The sequence below is a fragment of the Nitrosospira sp. TNL200 genome, from assembly GCF_055386305.1.
On sequence record NZ_AP041003.1, the window covers coordinates 2098952 to 2123378 of the forward strand.

The 24427-nt window shown below is 57.9% G+C and carries 20 protein-coding genes; 15 read left to right on the plus strand and 5 right to left on the minus strand.

All coding sequences use genetic code 11. The features are described 5' to 3' along the window. Positions 1-323 precede the first annotated feature (323 nt). Complete coding sequence (locus ACZ5CE_RS09450; RefSeq protein WP_464574654.1) at positions 324-3680, plus strand: bifunctional diguanylate cyclase/phosphodiesterase; 3357 nt, start codon at positions 324-326, stop codon at positions 3678-3680. Positions 3681-3725: 45 nt separating this feature from the next. Here ACZ5CE_RS09450 and ACZ5CE_RS09455 read toward each other — a convergent pair whose 3' ends face one another. Next, positions 3726-3905 (minus strand): hypothetical protein, encoded by a 180-nt coding sequence (locus tag ACZ5CE_RS09455; protein WP_464574655.1) that lies wholly within the window; start codon positions 3903-3905, stop codon positions 3726-3728. A gap of 591 nt (positions 3906-4496) precedes the next feature. Here ACZ5CE_RS09455 and ypfJ point away from each other — a divergent pair. From ypfJ to ACZ5CE_RS09470, 3 genes are all read left to right on the plus strand, one after another. Next, positions 4497-5345 (plus strand): KPN_02809 family neutral zinc metallopeptidase, encoded by an 849-nt coding sequence (gene ypfJ / locus ACZ5CE_RS09460; protein ID WP_464574656.1) that lies wholly within the window; start codon positions 4497-4499, stop codon positions 5343-5345. A gap of 60 nt (positions 5346-5405) precedes the next feature. Beyond that, on the plus strand, positions 5406-5720 hold the full coding sequence (locus ACZ5CE_RS09465; RefSeq protein WP_464574657.1) for a phage protein NinX family protein: 315 nt from the start codon (positions 5406-5408) through the stop codon (positions 5718-5720). Positions 5721-5818: 98 nt separating this feature from the next. Further along, positions 5819-7639 carry a phospholipase D-like domain-containing protein gene (locus ACZ5CE_RS09470; protein WP_464574658.1) on the plus strand — a complete coding sequence of 607 codons (1821 nt, stop codon included), beginning with the start codon at positions 5819-5821 and terminating at the stop codon, positions 7637-7639. 139 nt (positions 7640-7778) lie between these two features. Here the strand turns inward: ACZ5CE_RS09470 and ACZ5CE_RS09475 are convergent, their stop codons facing one another. Further along, positions 7779-8447, minus strand: a complete 669-nt coding sequence (locus tag ACZ5CE_RS09475; protein ID WP_464574659.1) for an SRPBCC family protein — start codon at positions 8445-8447, stop codon at positions 7779-7781. A 391-nt stretch (positions 8448-8838) separates the two neighbouring features. Here ACZ5CE_RS09475 and epsA point away from each other — a divergent pair, with 391 nt between their 5' ends. Beyond that, positions 8839-9663 (plus strand): XrtB/PEP-CTERM-associated transcriptional regulator EpsA, encoded by an 825-nt coding sequence (epsA, locus tag ACZ5CE_RS09480; RefSeq protein WP_464574660.1) that lies wholly within the window; start codon positions 8839-8841, stop codon positions 9661-9663. Between the two features lie 121 nt (positions 9664-9784). On the opposite strand, the gene ACZ5CE_RS09485 is transcribed toward epsA, so the two are convergent. Then, positions 9785-10636, minus strand: a complete 852-nt coding sequence (locus tag ACZ5CE_RS09485) for a hypothetical protein (RefSeq protein WP_464574661.1) — start codon at positions 10634-10636, stop codon at positions 9785-9787. 171 nt (positions 10637-10807) lie between these two features. Between ACZ5CE_RS09485 and ACZ5CE_RS09490 the strand changes: the two genes are divergently transcribed. The 10 genes from ACZ5CE_RS09490 (at position 10808) to ACZ5CE_RS09535 (ending at position 22138) form a co-directional block, all read left to right on the plus strand. After that, positions 10808-11131 (plus strand): hypothetical protein, encoded by a 324-nt coding sequence (locus ACZ5CE_RS09490; protein WP_464574662.1) that lies wholly within the window; start codon positions 10808-10810, stop codon positions 11129-11131. 109 nt (positions 11132-11240) lie between these two features. Next, the gene (locus ACZ5CE_RS09495; protein WP_464574663.1) at positions 11241-11885 is read left to right on the plus strand and encodes a glutathione S-transferase family protein; all 645 of its coding nucleotides are present in this window, start codon (positions 11241-11243) and stop codon (positions 11883-11885) included. A 342-nt stretch (positions 11886-12227) separates the two neighbouring features. Continuing rightward, positions 12228-15623: a hybrid sensor histidine kinase/response regulator gene (locus ACZ5CE_RS09500; protein ID WP_464574664.1), complete on the plus strand. Its 3396-nt coding sequence runs from the start codon at positions 12228-12230 to the stop codon at positions 15621-15623. Beyond that, complete coding sequence (locus tag ACZ5CE_RS09505; RefSeq protein ID WP_464574665.1) at positions 15620-16522, plus strand: GGDEF domain-containing response regulator; 903 nt, start codon at positions 15620-15622, stop codon at positions 16520-16522. The genes ACZ5CE_RS09500 and ACZ5CE_RS09505 overlap by 4 nt, the downstream gene beginning before the upstream one ends. 659 nt (positions 16523-17181) lie before the next feature. Next, the gene (locus tag ACZ5CE_RS09510) at positions 17182-17835 is read left to right on the plus strand and encodes a PEP-CTERM sorting domain-containing protein (RefSeq protein WP_464574666.1); all 654 of its coding nucleotides are present in this window, start codon (positions 17182-17184) and stop codon (positions 17833-17835) included. A gap of 168 nt (positions 17836-18003) precedes the next feature. Beyond that, the gene (locus ACZ5CE_RS09515; RefSeq protein WP_464574667.1) at positions 18004-18552 is read left to right on the plus strand and encodes a PEP-CTERM sorting domain-containing protein; all 549 of its coding nucleotides are present in this window, start codon (positions 18004-18006) and stop codon (positions 18550-18552) included. 252 nt (positions 18553-18804) lie between these two features. After that, positions 18805-19302: a hypothetical protein gene (locus tag ACZ5CE_RS09520; RefSeq protein WP_464574668.1), complete on the plus strand. Its 498-nt coding sequence runs from the start codon at positions 18805-18807 to the stop codon at positions 19300-19302. Positions 19303-19442: 140 nt separating this feature from the next. After that, positions 19443-20870, plus strand: a complete 1428-nt coding sequence (locus tag ACZ5CE_RS09525; RefSeq protein ID WP_464574669.1) for a Dyp-type peroxidase — start codon at positions 19443-19445, stop codon at positions 20868-20870. A gap of 66 nt (positions 20871-20936) precedes the next feature. Beyond that, positions 20937-21446 (plus strand): CreA family protein, encoded by a 510-nt coding sequence (locus tag ACZ5CE_RS09530; RefSeq protein WP_464574670.1) that lies wholly within the window; start codon positions 20937-20939, stop codon positions 21444-21446. 233 nt (positions 21447-21679) lie between these two features. Continuing rightward, the gene (locus ACZ5CE_RS09535) at positions 21680-22138 is read left to right on the plus strand and encodes a CHRD domain-containing protein (RefSeq protein WP_464574671.1); all 459 of its coding nucleotides are present in this window, start codon (positions 21680-21682) and stop codon (positions 22136-22138) included. A gap of 97 nt (positions 22139-22235) precedes the next feature. Here the strand turns inward: ACZ5CE_RS09535 and ACZ5CE_RS09540 are convergent, their stop codons facing one another. Together ACZ5CE_RS09540 and ACZ5CE_RS09545 are read right to left on the minus strand one after the other, a co-directional pair. Continuing rightward, positions 22236-23561 (minus strand): c-type cytochrome, encoded by a 1326-nt coding sequence (locus ACZ5CE_RS09540; protein WP_464574672.1) that lies wholly within the window; start codon positions 23559-23561, stop codon positions 22236-22238. Further along, positions 23558-24283, minus strand: coding sequence for a c-type cytochrome (locus ACZ5CE_RS09545; protein ID WP_464574673.1), 726 nt, complete (start codon positions 24281-24283; stop codon positions 23558-23560). The genes ACZ5CE_RS09540 and ACZ5CE_RS09545 overlap by 4 nt, the downstream gene beginning before the upstream one ends. Positions 24284-24427: the final 144 nt, after the last annotated feature.

Genomic DNA, 24427 nt, shown 5'->3' on the forward strand with positions numbered 1-24427 from the left:
GGGTTTCTCAAAATGGCTCCAGAATGGGCCGGACTTGCCGGGATAACCGCCCAGCCGTCTCAAAATCCGGGACGGGACCGCTCACCGCGATTTCCGGGAAGCAGACGGAGCAAAATGTATCCATGCACACTGTTTATGAACAGGATATTTTTACAAATAACACTTCCGGCAGGCAAAACAGCAAGGATGAAGACAGCCTGCAAGGTTACCGGATTCGTGGGGCGCGGCTGAATTTCTGAAGCTGATCCGCATCATTCGCCTTGCCGAAAAAAATCTTTTCTGGATTCCAACGATAAAGTTCTCCGCCCGGCAGCCGTTATAAGATGAATCGTCCTCCACGGCCCATCATGTTGCTGTACGCCGCTTTTTCGATGCTCTGGCTCGCACTTGCCGGCTACCTGATTTCGCACGCCATATACGACCCGCTCCTGCAAAATCAGGCTTATATCGCCAAGGAGCTGCTTCTTATCGCGGTCAGCACCGGGCTGTTTTATCTGCTGCTCAGACTGGGCCAGTCACCTTCCGATGCGTTAATCCCGAAGGATGGAGCCGCCGGCCGCTTCCGTCTCAATCAACTGGTGCTGATATTCGCTTCGCTTGCATTGGTCGCCCCGCTGGTTGCCCTGGGAATTTTCAGGGGATATGGACCGGAACTGGAACAGGGAGCCTACGCGGATCTGCAAACCATCACTGATCTCAAAATCGGGCAGATCGAGCTTTGGCTTGAGGAACGGCGGGGTGATGCCGAATCGCTGAGAATCGACAAGGTGCTTGCCGAACGAATAGTCAATCTGCCGCACAAGCGCGCGGACAAGCATCTGCGCCAGCTTGTGCGCACCCGGCTGAGCGCGGTCCAACGCGCATATGGATACGAATCGGTGCTGTTGTTCGCAGAAGGGACAGAAGAGAACGAAACCACTCTGGCGCTCGGCGAACAGCGTCCTCTGTCCGCCCGCGCCCGGGCTCTGGTGCCCGCGGCATTGCAAACCGGACAGGTGCAAAGCAGCGACATGTATTCCGATGAAAAGGGAGAAGCACGCCTGGATATCGTCGCTCCTCTGGTTCCCGACGAATTCAGCAAGAAGGCGGGCACGGTCATCGTTCTGCGGGCAAACCTCAGAAAATTCCTCCTTCCCCTGATCGAGAAATGGCCGGGCAAGAGCCTCAGCGCCGAAACGCTGCTGGTCCGGCAGGACGGCGGGACGATTACTTATCTGAACAGAAGGCGCCATGCCGCAAATCGGGGAGAGAAGGAGCGCCAAGGCTACGAACAGCCGGGCGCGGAGGAAGGTCTGGCGCTGATTGCGGCGATACGGCAAAATCAGCGGGGAACCCTGCAGGGGCTTGACTACCGCGGGGAGCCGGTGTTCGCCGCCCATGGGCCCATCGCGGGAACCGGCTGGCATCTCGTTTCCAAAATCGACCGCAGCGAGGTGCTGGCGCCGCTATGGACCCTGATCTACTGGGTAAGCATAGTGATCCTGCTCGCCACGGCCATCGTCGGCCTGGTGCTGGTGCTGCTATGGCGCCAGCAGCAGCAGGCAGACCGTCTGGCGCTGCTGGTGCGCACCACCGAGCAGGATCGCCTGCTCAAGAATTTTTATGAAATGCCTTTTATCGGGATGGCCACCACCTCTCCGGTTACAAAATGCTGGCTGCGATGCAACGATCAGCTATGCGAAATCCTGGGCTATCCGCGCGAGGAGCTCATGGAAAAGAGCTGGGTGGAATTGACCCATCCGGACGACGTCGAGAAGGATATTGCCGCATTCGAAAACGTCATGCGCGGAGAATCCGAAGGCTATGCCTTGAATAAGCGCTTCATCCGCAAGGACAAGACCATCGTCATCACCAATACCGACGTCAAGTGCGTGCGCAGGAATGACGGCAGCGTCGACTACTTTGTGGCCATGATCAGGGATATCACCGAGCAGGAACACCGGAAGAACGAAATCCTCGCCGCGCAGAATCAGCTGCAGGCCACGCTGGACGCCATACCCGACCTGCTGTTCGAGCTCGACCTCGATGGCGCCTGCCATGCCTACCATTCAGCGCGCACGGACCTGCCAGCCATTCCGGTCGAAAGCATGCTGGGGAAGAAAATTTCCGAGGTGCTTCCGGCCGTGGCGGTGGAGATCATTTTGTCCGCGTTGCGGGAAGCCAGGGAAAAGGGGTTGTCGGCGGGCAAGCAACTGGAACTCGATCTCGCGCAAGGCAAGCTGTGGTTCGAGCTATCCGTATCGCGCAGGCATGCCGACCCGGGAACGAAACCGCGGTTCATCGTTCTTGCGCGCGATATCACCGAGCGCAAGGCGGCGGAGCAGCGTATCATGAATCTGGCGCACTACGATCCGCTTACGGGCCTTCCCAACCGCGTATTGCTGGGGGATCGCATGAAGGTCGCCATACAGCACGCGGCACGGCAATCGCGGCGGCTGGCCGTGCTGTTCGTCGATCTCGACCGCTTCAAGCCCATCAACGATTCGCTCGGCCACGATATCGGGGACAAGCTTCTAAAAGCGGTTGCGGTGCGCATGCAAGGTTCGGTGCGCGTGGTGGATACGGTAAGCCGGGTGGGAGGAGACGAGTTTGTCGTGCTGCTGAGCGAGATAGAACTGCCGGACGACGCTGCCCGTGTAGCCGAAAAACTGATCCTTGGATTGTCTCAACCTTACCGTATCGACGAACATGAACTGCTGTTGACGGCAAGCATCGGCATATGCATCTATCCGGACAACGGCACCCAGCCTTCCATCCTGCTGCGCAACGCCGATGCGTCGATGTATACCGCCAAGCAGGGAGGCCGAAACCGCTACCAGTTCTACTCGGACGACATGACGCAGCGCGCCATCGAGCGGCTCGGCCTGGAGCACGACCTGCGCGGCGCGGTGGAACGCGGCGAGACATTTCTCGTGTACCAGCCGCAGATCGAGCTTGCGACTTCCCGGATAATCGGCATGGAGGTGCTGATGCGCTGGCGCCACGCCACGCGCGGGCTCATTTCACCGGCGCGCTTTATTCCCGTTGCCGAAGATAGCGGCATCATTCTCACCCTGGGAGAATGGGCGTTGCGCGAATCCTGCCGGCAAGCCCAGCTGTGGCGGGACCAGGGGTTGCTGGATGTCTGCGTTTCGGTCAACGTGTCGGCGGTACAGCTCCGCCAGACCGACTTCGTGCATATCGTGGCGCGGGTGCTGGCCGATACCGGCCTGCCCCCGGCCAACCTCGAGCTCGAACTGACCGAAAGCGTGATCATGCAAGAAACGGAATCCACACTGGAGAAGCTGCGCGAACTGGAGACCCTCGGGGTGAAAGTGGCCATCGACGATTTTGGCACCGGCCATTCCAGCCTGTCCTATTTGCGCCAGTTCACGGTTGACCGCTTGAAAATCGATCAATCCTTCGTGCACGACCTCCCGGGAAATGTGGATGCGGAAGCGATAGCCGGGGCAATCGTGGCCATGGGGCTTCGCCTCGGTTTGCGCATCATCGCGGAAGGCGTCGAAACCGAAGCGCAGGCCGCATTTCTGCAAAGCGCCTTGTGCAAGGAAGGCCAGGGGTACTTCTACGCCCGGCCGATGACCGCGGACGCCTTCCAGGCGTGGGTTGCCACCTGGAAGCAAGCCCAGCCAATTCCGGACCAGGCCGGCGAGCCGGAATCCCGCTCACCGGAATCCTGATCTCGATCCTCATTCCATTTCGGGCAACCCCGATCCACCTGCATCCTATTTGTCGGTGGCGGCCGGCGCTTCCTTCTTCACCGGGTTCTGCACGGTATAGCCTTCTTCCTTCATCTTGTATCCGCCATAGGCGCCCGCGCCCCCGGCCGCAAGCAGCCAGCATCCGGATATAGCCGGAACGACAAGCAGCAATGCCGCCAAGCCCATCCATTTCTTCGTTTTCATCGCATTCTCCCGCGTGAATTTATCTGAATCATTCAGCGCATATGCTGCTCTGAAGCCCCTCTAAAGCACATCCCGCCGAACTCGTCCGTACCACTCCTGTTCCTTTCTCCCGCGGCACATGCACAAGCATACAAGGCGAACCTCAGCCACTCTGTACGTTGCCATACACTGGTGATGCCAGACCACGAGTATACTTAAATACGTTCTCGTTGATATCCCCGAGCGTCGCTTGCGGGCGGATGGGAACAAAATGGCGCAGTACGTATGGACGATGTCCGTGTTTCGCATAGCTAGGGAAGCGCTGAATAAATCCTCGCTGAGCGCGTTGCTGGTAAAATCGGAATGATCATAAGGCAAGGCGCGCGACGCAGGTCGTAGCCGGGACTACGATGCCAAGGAGCGCAACGCGATGAGCACCCGATTTTACTGCAACCCTTATGGGGCGGGGCTTTGCGAGCGGTCTGCCTTGTCAGGCTCCTGGCGAAGGGGATCAACCATTCGTGTCGTCGCCTTTCGCGCATCCCATCCCGCAAAGCCACCGCCGCGCCAGCGGAGATTTATTCAGCGCTTCCCTAACGCACAGGGATACCCATGAAGTGGGAGGGCAACCGGCAAAGCAGTAATGTGGAGGACCGCCGCGGTTCCGGTGGCTTCGGCGGTCGCGGCATTGGCATCGGCACGCTCCTGGCAGCCTTGATTGGCGGAATGCTCTTTGGCATCGATCCGCTCACCATGCTGAGCATGATGGCTGGAAACGGCTCCGGGGTACGCCAGGAGCAGCCTGCGCCCCCGCCCGGGGACGAGCGTGCGGCTTTCGTATCCACCGTTTTAGCTGACACGGAAGATATCTGGACCACCATCATGAGAAAGGAGGGAAGCGGCTACCGCGAACCGGGACTCGTCCTGTTCCGCGGAGCGACTTTCACTTCCTGCGGCCGGGGGAGCGCAGCCATGGGACCCTTCTACTGCCCGGAAGACGAGAAAATCTATCTCGATCTCGAGTTTTTCGATACGTTGGCAAACCAGCTGGGCGCGGCGGGAGACTTCGCGCAGGCTTATGTCATCGCACATGAGGTAGGGCACCATGTGCAAAACCTGATGGGGATTTCGCAACAGGTGAATCACGCGCGCGCCCGCATGTCGCCGGAGCAGGCGAATGCATTATCGGTTCGGGTCGAGTTGCAGGCCGATTGTTTTGCCGGAGTCTGGGCGTATCATTCGCAGCAATCCAAGGGATGGCTCGAAAAGGGTGACATCGAGGAAGCATTGAATGCCGCTGCGCAGATCGGCGACGATACCCTGCAGCGCAGGAGCCGGCACGCAGTGGTGCCGGAAAGCTTCACCCACGGCACCAGCAATCAGCGCATGCGCTGGTTCCGGCAGGGGCTGCAAACGGGTAATATCACACGATGCAATACACTGGAAAGCAGAAATCTGTAATCATCATCAACGCCGGTCCGCCGGCCCCCGACAATAATAATCGATTCCACGGAGCGCAACATGAAGGTTTCGGAACTCAAGGATGAATTACTGGATTACTGGGTAGCAAAAGCAAACGATATGGCGGACATCCAGGTGATGGATGGACACTGCCTGGTAAAACATGTGCGCTGGGAACCATCATCGGACTGGTCCCAGGGAGGGCCCATCGTGGAGCGGGAATGGATAAACCTCGGCCATGGCATCGAAGCCGGGCCGGAGCACTGCGTGGCCTACATGCGATCAGGCAGGCACCGGCAAAAAGGGCTGACCCCTCTGGCCGCCGCGATGCGCTGCTATGTAGATTTCAAGTTCGGGGAGGAAGTGGCCGATTGAAGCTCGGCCTGAAGAATGCGGGTACGGAGGCGAACCAGGGCCTGCAGTAAAATGAACAATATCGAAGGCGATAACAATCAATAACCAATAAAACAGCCGTGGACGCCAATGAGCACAGCCATTTGCCCGCTGCCCGGCCGCCGATCATGGATGACAAAATAGCAGGAACTACGGCAGCAACGACGAAAACCCGGGAATTGGCACGCGAAATGCCGGTGGTGCGCATCCTTGCCGCGCAGGCGTTTTCGCGCGCGGCGGGCGCTCCTCTGGTGCATGGCAACGATATCCGGCTGCTCAAGGATGCGGGAGAAAACTACGCCGCGTGGCTGGACGCCATCCATGCCGCCGAACAAACCATCCATTTCGAAAACTATATCTTTCACAGCGACAACATCGGCTGGCGATTTGCCGAGGCACTTATTTCGAAAGCCAAATCGGGGGTACGCGTACGGGTACTATACGACTGGCTGGGCGCGCTGACCGAAACCTCCTCCCGGTTCTGGCAGAAACTGCGGGAAGGGGGCGTCGACGTACGGTGCTTCAATCCGCCGCGTTTCGATAGCCCTCTCGGGTGGATAAGCCGGCTCCATCGCAAATCCCTGTGCGTGGATAACCAGGTGGCATTCGTCAGCGGCTTGTGCGTCGGCCAAATGTGGGTAGGCTATCCCGAACGCAACATCCCGCCATGGCGCGATACCGGAGTGGAGATATGGGGACCGGTCGTCGCCGATGTAGTACAAGCTTTCGCCCACGCCTGGGCGGAAGCGGGGCCGGAATTATCCGAAGATGAATTGCCCGCTCCGGATTCCATCCCTGTGGCAGGCCCCGTCGACTTGCGGATATTGGGCAGCGTAGCCAGTACCGCGGGCCTGTATCGCCTCGAACAATTGATCACCGTGCTGGCGCAAAAAACGCTCTGGCTGACGGATGCCTATTACGTCGGAAGCACGAGCTATGTGCAGGCTCTCAGACACGCCGCGATGGATGGCGTCGACGTCCGGCTGCTGGTCCCGGGATCGAGCGGCGACCTGACTTTTTTACGGCCGATCTCGCGTGCCGGCTACCGTCCGCTGCTGGAAGCGGGAGTACGCGTATTCGAATGGAACGGATCGATGTTGCACGCGAAGACAGCCGTGGCTGATGGCCGCTGGGCGCGTGTCGGTTCCAGCAATTTGAACATGGCGAGCTGGCTTGGCAACTGGGAACTGGATGTCGCCGTGGAAAATGTGAAATTCGCGCGGCAGATGGAAGAAATGTACCTGAAGGATCTGGAGAATGCCACGGAAATAGTGCTCGGCGATAAAAATCGTGTCCGCCCGGTGGAATCGCCAGCCGGAACTGGCGCCGGACGTGAACGCCGGCGCCTGCGCAGGAGTGGCGGAAGCGCGAGCCGCCTCACGGCCAGCGCGCTCCGCGTGGGGAACACTGTCGGCGCGGCCATTACCAGCCGCCTGGTCCTGGGAGCGGCCGAAGCCAAAATCATGACATCCGGCGGCGTGGTGCTCATTGTCCTCGCCATGATTGCGCTGCTGCAACCGCTGCTGCTGGTGGTCCCCTTTTCGCTGATCGCAGGATGGATGGGCGTTTCGCTGCTAATGAAAGCACGCGCGTTGCGCAACACCTCCATGACGCACAGGCAATCCGGCAGAAATTCAGAGCAGGCCAGCGGAAAAGAGGATTCCCAGTTCCGGAAGAACCATTGCGACCCCTCACCCGGCACGGATGGGGAGCCCGCGGGCCAGGAGGCTGGAAAATCCGCGCAGGCGCCCTCCTCCGGCTCCGGCGATTCAGCGGATCCGGCGAAATGGGGCGATCCCGCCAGCGAAACGCCTCATGAGCAGAACGATGAGCCACAACCTGAGCCGCTCCATGAGCAAAAGGAAGCGGCTATCGCGCCGGGTTCGCGAGCTTCCGGCTGAGCCGTTTCCCGCTTTCCGCCTCAGCCCTTTCCACAGCCGCCTTCATAAACTCTCCGCGCCTCCCGGCAAGTCTCCACGGACTGATCCGGAATTGCCCAGCTTTGGAAAAACGCTGGCGATTCCTTTGTTCAACGCTTTTTTAAAGACTCCCCGCCTGTTTCCGCCTGATGATCTCATTCATGATCTGCTGAAATTGCTCACGGGCTTCATGCTTGATGAACACGTTTCCCACCACTGGAGGAATCCACATTCCGGGGATGATATCCGCATGATAGATGACGCGTGTGTAATTGCCCTCCGGCAGGAACTGCGTCGTTTCCTCCATTTTTCGCATGCTTCCGCTCAGCATGCGTTCATGTATCCTCTGAAAGGGTAACAGATTCACCTCTCGCACCGTTTCGAAGGAAAAACCAATGAAGCCATAGCGGGTGACCCCCTTTTGCGATACTCGCAACCTGTTCCCGTACCGGTCGTTGACCTTGCTGGCTACCACGCCGGACACGAAATTGGGAATGTTGTCGAAATCGGTAAAAACCAGCCATGCCTGCTGGGGAGAAACCGGGACGACGAAGGTCGCATCCACCTTCACCTGCTCGCCATCATTCCTGATTTTGACGTGTATATTCTTATCGGGAGATTCGACCGGATCGGATTTGCCGGGCGGCATGGAAGTCGCCCCCATAGCCGCATCCTGAATCGTGCCGAGAGAGGCCTTTTCCTTTCGTGTATCGACTTCCGCCAATGCGGATGAACTGCCGATAAACAGGTTCAACAGCAAAGTCCCGCAAACGACGTGAATTTTGCACATGGGATTCGATTCCAGGATCGGGTTGCTGACCTGCGTCGTCCTTACCTCCGCCGGAAACAATCTCCTGCACCGCGGATTTTTGTATCGCGAGCCAGCTGCAATAAAGCGAAGATGCGATCGATGGGATTTCAGGGCGGAATTTTAGCTCGAAACCAGGATGAAGTATCCAGAATCTCACCGGCCGCCTGGGCGCGCCGGCAATGGAATAAGAACTCGCGGGAAAAGATACATCAGGGTACGGAAGGTCGAATTTCTTTACAATTCAGTACCGGCATACCTTCATCGACCTGTTAATAACTGATCCGCCTAGGTTTTATTTATGGAACAATTATTGCTAGAGTAGCAGTGGTTTGCGTACCATTTGTACCATTGACTATCAATCAGGGCTGACATGGTTTTTCTCTCCACACTCTCCGATGAGCACATGGAACGCTATTTCCGCATCATTCGCGCAGGAATAGCGGTGCACGGGCACTCCGATCTGCTGAATTGGCTGCAGGGAGAGCTGCAATACTACCTGCCTCACGACATCATGCTTGCAGCCTGGGGCGATTTCGGCTCCGTCCATTTTCGCCATGACCTGGTTTCCTCCTTACCGGGCATCAGAACGCAGCATATCAAACGAGAAAATCTTTCCGCTCTGCTGCGTGCTCTGTTCAATTGCTGGGCGGAACTGGGGAAAAAACCCTACACCCTCGGTGTCGGACCATCCGGTTTCGCTTTCGAGGATGCCCGCCCCTTAAGCGAGTCCGGGAAAGCTTTGGACGGAATGCAATCCATGCTCGTGCATGGCGTCACCGACGAACGCGGATGCCAGGATTGCCTGTATATCCTGTTCAGCTCGCGCGCGGCGTTGGACAACTCCGCGGTCGCGGCCATGGAAACGCTGATGCCTTATCTGGATACCGCGATGCGCCGCGTCACGCCACTGGCCGATCAGGCTCCTTCAGCGGATTCGGGCGAAAACCAGGAAGTGGCTGCGGATCACGGGCTGAGCGCCCGTGAAATCGAGATACTGCACTGGGTAAGGATGGGCAAGACCAACGCCGAGATTGCATCGATTCTGGGAATCAGTATCTATACCGTAAAAAACCATCTCCGGCACATTTTCAAAAAACTGGATGTATACAACCGGACGCAGGCTATTTCCAAAATCCGCTCTGTTTCCACCGCGGCCGGACCTCGCAGCGGCCACCCCGCTCCAGCCGACCGTTGAATCCAAATCCGATTGCTGATCGCTCTTTTTTAGCCTGGAACCATAATTCACAAAGACTTTTGCGATACTCGACGCTCACCTGCGTGGTGAGTTCGCTACAGGGTGGTCAACAGATCAGATCCTAACCGGGATACCTGAGCTTCAGCCGGTTAACAAATGGCTCCAGCAGGGGAAAATCCTTCTCGTCCGTCAGAAAAACCTTGCAGCTTTGCTCCTTGCCTCCCTGGTTTATCGTCAACGTCGCAAAAACTCCCTTGCCGTCTGGCCGCGTTACTGGGATCTGGAGCGTGCCAGCGCTTAGCCGGTAGCCGTCCGGCAGAATGCGCCGGGCTTCAGCTCCCTTGAATTTCGACATTCCGCCCCTGTTGAGATAGGAATATCGCACTTCCGGCTGCCGCGGCTGCGCAACGCTTTTTGTCCAATTGACATTCAGCAGAACTTCATCAGCTTGCGAATCGTGGGGGGAAGCCCAGCACGAGAAACCTTCCTGCTTGCGCATGCAGGCGGACCAAGCCTCCACGGATTTCGCCAATCCGGCGTTGCCCTTCGCAGCCTGCTGCATGAAAAGTTCCGCCGCCTGCGAGGAAGGTTCGGCAGAGTATTGCGAACAATAGCCGCTCTGCCATTGCGAGAACCGTTGTCCGCTGACGCGTGGAGCAGGCGATGCTTTTCCGTTCTGTTCCGCATTGGGATCGACCTCATCCAGATTGATCAGCCCATACCTCAATCCCACCAGTCGGTCGCTCGATTGCGCACGTTTTATTATGCTTTCGGCTTTCGAGTAATCCAGAGAACACAACTCCGCATACAGCGCCCGGTCTCGCTGAGGAAGGCCAAGTCGCGGATACTCGCTATAGAATCCATTGGCGAGAATGGAATGGCACGCGTCGGCGGCGATGCCGCTGATCGGCAGCAGGGAACAGACGAGCAGAACGGAAAAAGCACTGCCTGTCGCGAAAATTCGATTTATCATGAATGATCCCTCCATTATTACCCATAGTATATATGGATGCGCGAACGTGGGGAAAACCGGACAAACCCGGCGCGGGGATATTTTTCCGGAGGTTCGCCCAAGCGGCGACACCCCGCCGAAAATCCGGCATATGCGCTAGAATGGCACCTTGATCAAGCCCATGAGAGTTACATGCACGACGATCTTTTAGCATTCCCGATGATCGGATGGGAAATAACCACTCTTTCCTCCGAGGGGATAGTGTGCGTCCGCCTACCCTATCTGCCACTGGAACATGACAGCCTGGCGGAGTCGCTGTCAGGGAGGCCGCACGCCATGAGCATCGAGCAGGCGCGCGAGTTCCGCGACGCCTTGACGAGATCGATTCAACGTATCGACGACCATCCGCCGCGGCCCCATCTGGCCGAAAAACCTGCCAGTCACCGCGAGCAAATGCAGCAGAGAAGAAACGCCGAAAGGCGCAAGCGTGACCGGCGCCAGCAGGCTTCGCGCTGAACCGCTTGCACACCGCTGCTCCGGGTTCCCGGCTGGATACGACATCAAGCGGCATTTTGAGTATTTGGCGAATTCCCGGCCTTTCCACCCTAACCTTCGAAACCTCGCGATGACCATCACCATTACTGCCTTTGAACGATCGCCTGACGGCGGCAAGGGGCTGGCGCGTGATATGCGCGTACGCTGGGCGCTTGAGGAAGCGGGCCAGCCTTACGAGGTTCGCCTTGTTTCATTCCGTGCGATGAAGGAACCCGCGCATCTGGCGCTGCATCCTTTCGGCCAGATCCCGACTTATGAGGAAGGCGATCTTGCCCTGTTCGAGACGGGAGCAATCGTATTCCATATCGCGGAACGCCATGCAGGCCTGCTGCCGGTCGATGCCAATGCCCGGGCGCGCGCGATCACCTGGATGTTTGCCGCGGTCAATACGGTGGAGCCGCCGATCCTTGAACTCGGAACCGCCAGGCTGATGGAGGGAGACAAGCCCTGGAACAAGGAACGCCTGCCTTTAGTCAAGGAGCGTATCCGAAATCGGCTGGACCAGCTTTCCACCTATCTGGGTGATGCCGACTGGCTGGACGGTGCGTTCAGCGCAGCCGACCTGATGATGGTGTCGGTGCTGCTCAGGCTGAATCCATCGGGCATTCTTGACGAACATCCGAACCTCGCCGCCTATGTCGCCCGCGGCGAATCGCGGCCTGCCTACAAGCGGGCTTTCGACGCTCAATTGGCGGTTTATACCAGAAAGCGCTGAACAAATCTCCACGCAAGCCGCTAGCCGGTTGATCGAACCTGGCGATCATGATGGTGGCAACTACCATGATCGCCAGGTTAAGAAACGCTGCTCCATGTGGCGCCAGCCTTCCCAGCTTGATTCTCTGATCCTCCTCCCATCAGCCTCGATCCATTAAGAAGGCGCCGAACAAATCCTCGGGAGACCGGCTTCGCGACAGATCAACGGATGGCCGAAGACATCCGGCCCCCACTGTAAGATGTTACAGCTAGGCAGGAATGGAAGTTGGCTATTTAATGACCCCTTTGCGGCCGACAAAAGCTTCATGCCCCGCGCATCTGCGGCAGCGGACATAAAAAAACCATGACCATCTGGAAACTGAGCAATACCTTCTACCTCGTCACCGGGGTTCTGATTTCCCTGCTGGCTCTGTTTATTGTGCTCCGCTACCTGGAGCAGAAGCAATTGAATCATGCTCATGATATCCGTTATCGTTCCTTTCTCGTCGCCGACGAACTGCGCCAATCCTCCGATGACTTGACTCGCATGGCGCGCGCCTACGTCGATACCGGCGACCCCCGATTCGAAAGCTATTTCTGGAAGATCCTCGCGATACGCAACGGCGAGACGGCGCGTCCCGCTCGTTATGAGCGCGGCTACTGGGATCTCGTCATTGGGGACCCCGATTTCCAGCCACCTCCCGGGGATACCAAAATCTCCTTGCGAAGGCAAATAATCGAACTCGGATTTACCCCGGATGAGCTTGCAAAACTCAACGATGCGGAAAACCGCTCCAACGAACTGGTCGAACTGGAACGCACGGCATTCAATGCCATGAAAGGACAACACAAAGACCAGGATGGTGAAACGGAAATCATGGAAAATCCCGACCCCGCGCTGGCGCGCAGCATCCTCAATGGAAAAAATTATTATGCTGCGAAGACTCGCATCATGCGGTCGATCAATGAGTTCTACGAGTTGTTCGATACCCGCACCCTCCATGCTCTCCGGGTGGCCCAGCGTTATACCAGTTTCTATGTGTTTGCCATTTTCCTTTCGCTTGCCCTGCTCGTCGTCTGGCTTGCCATGTCATCGCGCGTGGTGCGGCAAAAGGTGCGCAACCTGGTCCAGCTCGAATACGAAACCAGAAACGTGGGAAAACCGTACCATGTTTCCAGTTTCGACATCGATTCCAGCGACGAGATCGGCAACCTGTCGCGTGCCTTCAATGCAGCCCAGATGGAGCGCGACCGCTACTTCAATCAAGCCCGTAATCTGCTTGCCATTTCCGGCTTCGATGGCCACTTCAAGCGGTTGAACCCGGCATGGGAAGACTGTCTTGGTTTCTCGCAGGAGGAGTTCCTGTCCCGCCCGTTCATCAGTCTTGTCTCCATCGGTTCCCGCGCGGAAGCCATTTCCGAACTGGATAAGCTCCCGACCGGCACGCCGGCGATATCGTTCGAAAGCCAGATGCTGTGCCAGAACGGCTCCTCCCGCTGGGTCCTGTGGAATATCGCGGCGACCCGGGATGTGCAGGAATTCTATTTTTCCGGGCAGGACATCACCGCGCGGCGCCAGATCGAGTCGGAATTGCAAAAGGCGCGAAAGGCGGCGGAGGCCGCGAGCCTTGCCAAAAGCGAGTTCCTTGCGAATATGAGCCATGAGATCCGCACGCCCATGAACGGCGTGCTGGGCGCTGTCAGCCTGCTTTTGCAGACCACCTCGCTGACCATGCAGCAGCGCGAACTGGCGCAACTGGCGCAGGCCAGCGGCGAAACCCTGCTCACCATCATCAACGATATTCTGGATTTCTCCAAGATAGAAGCAGGCAAGCTCGTCATTACCCCCGTCCCTTTCGACCTGCTCCAGGTCGTCGAAGAGGTGGCGGGAATGATTGCCATGCAGCCTCAAAGGAAGAAGGACGTGAACATGATCGTGCGCTATCCGGCAAACGTGCCGCGCTACATGATCGGCGACGTGGGCCGCATCCGGCAGGTGCTGACAAACCTGACCAACAACGCCGTCAAGTTTACCGACAAGGGGCACGTGCTTATCGACGTCGAAGCCGACGCGCAAACCACGGAAGAGGTATCGCTTCGCATCAGCGTGGAAGATAGCGGACTCGGAATTGCGCCGGACAAGCTGGAAAGCCTCTTCGATAAATTCACCCAGGCCGATAGTTCGACCACGCGCCGCTACGGGGGAACCGGCCTGGGTCTGGCCATCAGCAAGCAGTTGGTAAAGCTGATGGGCGGCACGATCGCCGCCAAAAGCCGCGTCGGGATCGGCTCGACATTCTGGATTACCCTTCGCCTGCCTTTGCAGGCGAAACAGCCACCCGTGGCAAAGTCCGCCGCGTCGTTGTCGCGCATCCGCGTGCTGATAGTGGACGACAACTCCGCCAACCGCCTGGTGCTACAAGAGCAGTTGCGCGTCTGGAAGATGCGCATAGGGAGTTGCGCCTCCGCCATCGAGGCGCTCCGGATGCTGCGGGAAGCCCATGCCGGGGGCGATCCCTATCAAATGGCGATCCTCGATTATCAGATGCCCGAAATGGATGGAGAGATGCTGGGACAGGCCATCAAGACCGATCCATTGCTCCACGATATCCCGCTGGTGATGTTAAGCTCCCTCGGGCATGAGAACGATATCAGGGACAGGCTCAGGAAAATCGGTTTTGCAGCCTATCTCCTCAAGCCGGCTCGCCAATCGGAACTGCTGTCCACTTTGACGAGCATCTGGGACGCACACTGCAATCTCCGACCTGCAGATCTCATCAAACCGCCCCGGCCCGCTCCGAAGCACCATATGCCGGAAATGGCCGGCGAAACGCCTGCTCCCTTTGCGGGCATGCGCGTTCTGCTGGCAGAAGACAATATCACCAACCAGATCGTCGGAACGATGATGCTGAGAAATCTGGGCTGCAAGGTGGATGTGGCCGGCAACGGCCAGCAGGCGCTGCAAAAAATTGACACATCCCCTTACGATCTGGTTTTCATGGACTGCGAAATGCCGGAACTGGATGGCTTTGAAACGACTGCGATGATCCGCCAGAGAAAGGATGAAAAATCCCTGATCCCCATCATCGCGGTTACAGCGCAGGCCATGCAAGGCGACCGTGAGCGCTGCCTCCTGGCAGGAATGAACGATTACCTCAGCAAGCCCGTGAAACAGGAAGATTTTGCCCGCGTGCTGGAATCATGGCTGTCGAGGCATACAGAATCCCAGACAAGCGAAATGCCAGAGGACGGTGCCGGAACCCCGGGGGCAAAAACGCGGGAGGCCACCGGCCAAGCGCCTGCCGCCGCTGCCGTAGTACCCGATGTACCCGATCCGGAATCGAAGGCAGGAAGATCGGCTGCGCCCGCCCGCCCCGCCGCTGCCATCCTGAATGCCGACACGATCACCCGGCTGCGGGAACTGCAGGCGGCGACAGACCCGTCTCTGATGGATCAAATATTCGCGTCTTTCATCAGCGATGGGACCGAGCGCATCCGCATCCTGAAAAATTCGCTGGCGGAACACGATTCCGAAGCGCTGCGCAGGACGGCTCATGCCATCAAAGGCGCCTGCGGCACTATCGGCGCCCAGCGCATGGCCGGCGTAGCCCTGCGACTGGAAGCGATGGCGGCTGCGCCGATGACCGAAACGTCGGCGTGGGAAATGCGATCGACTCTGATATCGCAAATCGAAAGCGAATTCGAGCTCGTCAAGAGGGAATTTGCCAGGCTCGACGACCAGGAAGTTCGACAGGGATGAAAATACTCATCGCGGAAGACGATACTACGTCCCGCCTGTTATTCGCCGCCACGCTCAAAAAGCTGGGGCACGCGGTAACGGCGGTGGAGAACGGACACAAGGCATGGGAAGCCTGGCGCGGCGAAGCGCACCCGCTGCTCATTTCCGACTGGATGATGCCGGACATGGATGGCCTGCAACTGTGCAGGATGATCCGCGCCGAGCCCGGTCTGCAATATACCTACATCATCCTGCTCACCGCCCTGGACAGCAAGGGGAATTACCTGGTGGGCATGAACGCGGGGGCGGATGATTTCATCACCAAGCCTTTCGACGAAGAACACCTGGCGGCCCGTCTCAGGGTTGCCGACCGCATACTTGCGCTGCATCAAAAACTGCATATCCAGGCAACCCACGACCGGCTCACCGGCGTATGGAATCGGGCCGCCATCCTGGATCATCTGCAGATGGAACTGAAACAGGCTGCGCGGGACGCCACTCCCATGGGCGTTATTGTCGCAGACATCGATCACTTCAAGCGGATCAACGATACCTTTGGACATCCGGCCGGCGACGCCGTGCTGCAGGAAGTCGCCCGGCGCATGCAATTCGCGCTTCGCCCTTATGACCGCATCGGGCGTTACGGTGGAGAAGAATTCCTTATCACTGCGCCGGGCTGCGGGTGGAGCCATGTCGCCACGCTCGCCGAAAATATCCGCAACGCTGTCAATGCAGCGCCCGTTGAAGGCCGATACGGGCAGATACCCATGACCGTAAGCCTGGGGGCGGTGATTGGAGGCGACAAGGGGGAAGATGCGGGCATGCTCATCACGGCCGCCGACCAGGCCCTTTACCGCGCGAAGAAAGCCGGCCGCAACCGGACCGAACTGGCGCTCGGACATTCGGACCAGGAAATTTAAGACAATTCGCCATTGGGCTGCTGACAGATATCACGTCTTTTCAAGGATGCGCAAAACCTTGTAGCGGTGTAGCGGATTTTTGGCGCTGCCTGCGCGTCGATTGCAACCGTAAATCCGGCTGGCAAAGCTATTCCGGCCGAATATTTCATCTTCCCCCTTCCCTCATCGATCCGTAATTTGGCTTTCTTAGCCTGTCGGCGCTGCGACCGATCGCCATCCGCACGCCAGGCCGCAGTGTCCGCGAAGGAATAATCTCCCTATTACTTCTCTGTTACTTCTCTATTCCTGCCATATTTCCCCGTTGGCCTTCTCCTGATCAGCCATTGGGAATGGCGGCCGCCCTCCTCCGGTGATCACGGAACAGAAACTGCATGGGTAAATCAGGCCCATCCCCGTCCCAAGCCACGCTGCCGCAACCAGGGGCTTTCCTTTACCTCGATATACCTGGATCTAACAAGCCATATAACCAAAATATTACCATGGACAGTGCCTATGCATAGTCCCATAGGATCATGGAACCATTACCTGTCGTGCCATTTCAATTCCTTGTTTTTACATAAATAATAAGCTCATGTGGGTGAGAAAGTTTAGCCGTTGCCGATAATATTGTGAACCCGGTAAATCCCGACAGATCCTGCCGGTCGACCAAGGAGAATGATATGAACAAGTTTTCAAAAACAATGATAGCCGCCCTCCTGTTAGGAGGATCGGTTTCCACTGCAAGCGCGTCGTCGGTCATAACCGATATTACCGCAAGCGGACCCGGCCTCGGCACGTTCTCGGTCATGGCAAGCCCCACCAACGACAAGGGACTTGACTTTGCCAAGGTTTTTGACAGCGCCAATCCCATCACGCTGACGTTCACCGTAGCGCATTCGGTGGGCAATGGCGGCTCCTACGACGTGGTCGAGTCGGTCACCAACAACACGGGAACAGCCTTTTCGGATTTCCATCTCAGCATTGCCGGGCCCACGGGCGCATCGGGGAACGGCGTGGTTTTCACCAGCTTCAATTCATCCACGCTGGGCGGCTTCACGCTTGATTCCCCATCCATGAGCCAGTCCTCTCCCTTCAACTCGACGGGACCGCGCGACCTCAATTTCACGGGAAACCTGGCGGCGGGCGACACAACACAGCTGAGCTTCCATTTGAAGGCCTTCGATCCCGGCGTGGGCAATACCTACACCTTCACCATAACCCAGACTCCGACAGTGAGTCCGATACCGGAGCCGGAGAGCTATGCGATGCTGCTCGCCGGATTGGGCCTGATGGGTTATATGGTCAAGCGCCGCGGAGGCAAAAGTAGCAGCTAGCGGAATAGCAGCACGCAGCAAAAAAGCAACATCCGGGAGAAAGCAGAACCGTAGCAAAAAGCAGCATCTGGTAAACACCTTATAAACGGCAGTACGCGAGCGGCGACCCCGCTAATAACAAGAAACCCGGCTTTTAACCGGAACATGGATAAATAAAAGGAAACAAATATGAACAAGATACCTTTCTCAAGAGGGATCGCCGCACTGGCCGTTAGCGCCGCGCTGTCGCTGTCCTTCGCGCCGGCAGCGCAAGCCGCCTTCATTGTCGATACCCTGATCGGTCAATCGCTTCTGGGCAACTCGGGGGATGCGACCGAACTGGCCGCGATGGAGTCGTTTGCCGGCAATAGCAATCTGATCCAGGACCTGAAGATTACCAGTCCTGTCGCCGTGGCTAATGGGCCGAATGGCTGGTACATAGATGTCGCGCCAACCGAACCGGGGTTTTTTATGCTGAAATTCGGCATTGGCGGCACCAGCGCCACGGCCGATCATTTTTTCTTCCAGAATATCGGCGAACTGACCAAATTGGTCTGGGACAATTCCCAGGTGCAGAACCTCACCAGCGGCGTAGGCAATCTGAACATCGGCAGGCTGAGCCACTATGTTACCTACGATCCCAAGAACCCCGATACCGGGGTTCCTGAGCCTGCAACCCTTGCCCTTGTCGGGTTGGGTCTTGCCGCCCTGGGAGCCACGCGCAGGCGCAAGCAATAATATCTAAAAAGAAATGGAAAACCCTTGAACCCGCCGCAAGGCGGGTTTTCTTTTTCCGGCTTATGCTGGTGCAAAAGCGGCATTCAGCTCCGCCGATGCGATGGATTCTGCTTCGGAAGCACTCTTTTCGATGCGTTCATGCATTGCAGCGGCTCTTCCCTGACCCTACAATAGTCGCATTTACGCATACCACCGTCCGGCTCGGCGGGCAAAGGATTACATTGCAGGGCAACCCGGATTTGGAGAAATCCCATGGGATTATTTCATCGCGATACCAGCACGCCCTCTCCGAAAGGCGCAGCATCCCCGACAGGAAAAACCGTCCAGAATCCGCTCACCCTGGTCATGAGGATCAAATCTCCCGAGGACTTCCAGAAGCTGGAAACCCGCATACAGCAAATCCAGGCGGCCCCGGCGGAAGAAAATCCGATCTGGATTGCCCTGGACAAGCTCAGGATCGTCCATTTCGCACGCTTCGTTTTTCTCGAAAACAACACCAAGCTTGCCATCATCACCACTTATGATGGCTCTTTCGAGGATTATCTCAATGAATTCATCGACGAGATTGGCGATGTATTCAATGCGCTGCTCCAGCATATGGATGAGGCGCCGCCGCTGCCCGTGCAGCAGAACCGCGATGCCTTTCACCAGTATGTCAAAACACATGACCTGGGATGCATCCAGCCTTTTTACAGCGCCTATCCGCGTGCAACAGTACTCGACATCCGGGCAGCGCTGGATGAAACCTGACAATGGCATGAGCGGCCAGATGGACCACCAGACCAGCGGAATAACCTGAACTGCCACTGCGGTGGTCTTTCGCATCGGCCGGCTGGCCGCTCTCGAATGATTTGAAATCGGCATCGAATAATCGTGGAACACCTCCTGCAATGACCGATCTTCCCCGCGCTGATATTCAGGGTTTCATCCTCCGTACTTATGCCATGCCGCTGCTGCGCGTATTGGCTTTGAAAGTCGAGCAGTCCGCCGCGGCAAGGCGATTCCTCGGCAAACTGGCAATGGCCCGCGAGGGGGGCAATGGTTCCGGCGAACTGCCGCAGCTCGCCACTGCCGTCGATTGGGACATCAAGCCGCAGTATTGCCTGAACATAGGGCTGACTTATGCCGGACTTGCCGCGCTCGGGCTTCCAGCCGCATCCCTCGCCTCGTTTCCGGCAGAGTTCGTCGAAGGCGCCGCAGCGCGGGCGGAGAGAGTAGGCGATACCGGAAATAGCAGCCCGGAATATTGGGAGGAAGCGTTTTCCAGTCTCGATTTACATATCCTGCTGTTCCTCTTCGCCCAAACCGACGAAGCGCTGGAGCAGGCGGCCAGTCGGCTTCGTGCCGAGTACGCGGAAACAGGCGTGATATCCGAACTCTCGGCGCACGATGGAAGGAGCCTGGCGGGAAATACCGCGCACTTCGGCTATCGCGACGGCTTCGCCCAGCCGACCATAGAAGGCGGACTTCCGCCAGCGATGCCGGATATGCTGCCGCAAACGCCAGCCGGCGCATTCCTGCTGGGATATCCCAGCCAGTACACGGATTTTCTGTACCCGGTGCCAGTGCCTGGTGAACTGGGCAGGAATGGCAGTTTCGTCGCGTTTCGAATTCTCGCCCAGGATTGCCACGGCTTCGAGCAATTCCTCACGCAGGCCGCGAGGGAAACGGGGCTTGACCGTGAATTGATCGCCGCCAAGCTGTGCGGCCGCTGGCGCAATGGCATCCCGCTCTCTCTTTCTCCGGATTTTCCGGACGAGCGCATTCCGCTGGAGCAGCGCAACAGCTTCGACTACGTTCCGAGCGGGAGTGTGCCCGATGCATTCGACGACCGGCGCGGCTACCGGTGCCCGCTCGGCTCCCATATCCGCCGCATGAACCCGCGCAGCTCGGCGGTGGCGGGAAATGGCGGCCTCAAGCACCGCATCATTCGCCGCGGCCTGCCCTACGGTCCGCCTTACGATCCCGCCAGTCCGGACGACGGCATCGAGCGCGGACTGCTGGGCCTGTTCATCGGCGTCAGCCTCAAGGATCAATTCGAATTTTTGATGTCGGAATGGGGCAATAAGGGCAGCTTCGCGCCCGGCCTGCGCGATACCACCGATCCAGTCATCGGCAATCACGCCGGCCAGATGGCAACGGGCGAGAACGGGGCCGGCGGTACTTTCCTGATCCCGGTCGAGGGCGAAAAGCGGCCAACCGCGCTAACGGGACTCACGCGCTTCGTCACTTGCCGGGGAGCGGCCTACTGTTTTCTGCCCAGCGCCACGGCAATCCGTTATATTTCCGCACTCGATGGCCCCGCCGATCGTCCATGACAAGCGGGACCGGGCATCAGTCCGTTGCCATCCGTCATTTTCAAACACTTGCAAAAGGATCGCACCATGAAAGAATCTCGTTTTTTTCCAAAAACCTTTGCCCTGCTCGCTCTCTACGCTCTCTGCTCCCTTGGCGCATCATTCATTCCCCTCGCCAGAGCGGAACTCATCGGGGAAGTCGATACGGCGTTCCGCTGGCTCGGCAAGGACGACAGGGTCGTGGTCGAAGCCTATGACGATCCCAAGGTGCATGGCGTGACGTGCTATGTCTCGAGGGCGCGAACCGGCGGGGTAACGGGCACCGTTGGGCTCGCGGAAGACAAGGCGGAGGCTTCCATCGCCTGCCGGCAGGTGGGCGATACCATTCACTTTGCTGACAAGCTCCCGCGGCAGGAGGACGTATTTACCGAACGCATGTCCATCCTGTTCAAGCGCCTGCATGTCGTGCGCGTGGTCGACTCGAAACGCCATACGCTGGTCTACCTTGCCTATTCGGACAAGCTGATAGAAGGCAGTCCGAAAAACAGCATCAGCGCCGTCTCCATCCCTCACGGCGTATCTATTCCCCTGAAATAGCGCGATAGCCTCATCCGGCTTGCGGCTGGGCATGCTCTTGCTTCTACCAATGCAAATGATAAGCATTTACTTACGTACGCTACCGTACGGACGGTTCTCCCGCACGATGGATAAAATCCTAACCAGGCACTATATGCTGCCATCATCATTAGATCCACGGCTCGATAAAGGAGCAAGCGTGGACCCTGCGGGATTTCCGCCTTCTTTAGTCAATTTTATGGAGAGAATAAAAAATGAATGGACCGATTTTGAAATCGCGCGTGACCCTGACTAGCTACGCAATGGCGGCATTGCTGTTGGCCGCTTTCGCGGGCAGGGTCACCGCAGCCGAAATCCAGGTCAAACTAAGCGGCGACCAGGAGGTGCCGCCGGTACAAACTTCTGCGAGTGGCAGCGGGAGCGTTACGGTGGAGGACGATAAATCCGTCAAAGGCAAGATCACCACCGACGGCATCAAGGGCAACGGCGCCCATATCCACGAGGGAGCCGTCGGAAAAAATGGTCCGGATATCATCACCCTCAAAAAGACCGGGGATAACGAATGGTCGGTCCCGCCTGATGCCAAGTTGACCGATGCGCAATATGATGCTTACAAGGCGGGCGGCCTCTACATCAACGTTCACAGCAGCGAGCATAAAAGCGGCGAGATACGCGGCCAGTTGAAACGCGTCCCTGATCTCGGGAAACTCTGAACAGGCCTTCACTGGCGCGGCGGTAGTATCGCACCTGTCTTATGGCCATCCCGATTTTTCCAGCAACCCGCTCAGGGAGGATTCGTTCAGCGCCTCCTTAATGCAGCCCCACCCGGCTTTTGTCGACCTGGTCCCTGGTGACGAGAGAAGCGGCATTGCCCCAGGCAGTCCGTATGTATGACAGTACCATGGCAACCTCGTCGTCGCGCAGCACTTGCGCGAACGGCGGCATTCCGTAGGGTCTCGGGTTACCCGAGGTGGAGGGAGGATAACCTCCGATGAGTATGCTGCGGATGGCATTGACAGGCGGAGTCATGACCACGCCGCGATTGCCCGCCAGCGGCGGATAAATGCCTGGCGCTCCTTCGCCTGATGACCCATGGCAATCCGTGCAGTGTTTTTCGTAAATGGCCGATCCTCGCTCCAGCCAAACCCTGCCCTGCTCGTTGATAGTCTGAGGGGGGAATGGCGGCTGTGCGCTTTCCGGCAGGGATTTCAAGTATACCGCCATCGCCCGCGCATCCTCTGCTGTCAGATGCTGCAGGCTTTGCCTGACGACGTCCGCCATGGGACCGGAGGTGGCCGCCTTCAAAGAAACACCCGTAGTGAGCAGCCGAGCGATTTCATCGAGCGGCCAGCCAGCGGAGCCAGCCTCGAAACTGGATGTCAACGAGGGCGCATACCAGTTTGAGCCCATGATTTGTCCACCCCCCAGCGTCTCGCCTCCCGCGGCGCCGACGACGGCGCCCAACGGATTGCGCTCCGCATGGCAAGCGCTGCAATGCCCGAGTCCCTGCACCAGGTAGGCGCCCCGATTCCACTCGCCGCTTTGCCCGGAATCCGCTTGGTAAACACCGGGCTTGAAGTAGATGAAACGCCAGAGGCTGAGCAATGGCTGGAAGTTGTACGGGAACTGGATTCTGCCTGACGGATTCTCTTGCACCACCGGAGCAAGGGATTGAAGATGAGAAAAAATAGCGTCGGAATCCTCGCGGCTGATCTTCGTGTATTCGGTGTAGGGAAATGCCGGATAAAGCGGCCTGCCGTCGCGTGATTTGCCTTCATGCAACGCCTTCCAGAAATCCTGCTCATTCCACTTCCCGATCCCGGTTTGTTTGTCCGGGGTAATGTTCGATGTAATGAATGTGCCAAACGGCGTAGGCAATTCCTTGCCCCCCGCATAGGGCTGCCCGCCCTGCGCAGTATGGCATCCCATGCAATTCGCCAGTTGCGCCAGGTATCTGCCCCGTTCCTGACGCAGCCTCAGCGAGCCGGGATCCGCAGCCGACGTTTCCGCTTTTTCCTCCAGCAGCACCGAGATTGAATCAGCGGGCCTCCGGGATAAATCCAGCCCCGCCAGCACCAGCCATATAGCCAGCACGGTGGCAAGCATCAGTATGATCGCAAGGCTGCCGCGTTTCATCGTTCCGCGCTGGATCGAACGATGTCGCCGCAACGTTGCGCCATCTCCGCCGCAAGGATTGCAGTGGAAAAAACGCGCTCGGGCACAGGGCGGGACGAGAGCCATGCAGCCAATGCGTTGGTTTCTTCGACGGTGAGCTGCTTTCCGATTTCGGACATGCAATCGGCTTTTCGCCCCCGCAGCAAGCCTCCGCTGCGCCACGCTCCGAACTGTGCCACCATGTACATGCGCGGCAACCCCAGCAAGCCGGGGATAAAAGGAGGCGTGCCCATCAGCGCCTTTCCATGGCATTCCACGCATGCAGGAATGTTTCGAGCTGGATCTCCATTTTCAATCAACCCGCGGGCTAGCGCGGCTTCACCAGGCGTGAGGGTGGCTGGTTCTGGTGGAGGATAAGGCTGCTTCAAGTCAGCGAAATGACTGGCCATTTCCATGAGATATTCGTCGGACAGATTTTCCAGCAGGAGAGCCATAGGGCGGTAGTAGCGGCGTCCGTCCCGAAAATCGCGCAACTGGTTGAAAAGGTAGCCTTTCGGCTTGCCCGCAAGCCGTGGATAAAAACTATCCTTGCCGGCAGCGCCCTCCGAGCCGTGGCAGGCAATACAGGGCTTCACCCTTTCGGCCATGGTATCCGGTACGTCGACCGCTCCTGCCACGGCAAACCCGGCGCCTGGCGCAAGCACGATGCTGCAAATGGCCATCATCGGGAAAAATTTCTTCATGCCTTCAGGGATGAGGAATGCGGATTTCCGCGGCACTGTTGAGACTGTGGCATTTCGTCGAAGTTGCAGATTTATGCGGATAGCGCCCTGGGCGGCGAGGACATCGTATTCTGCTAAACTTGATTGTGATGCAATGAGATATCC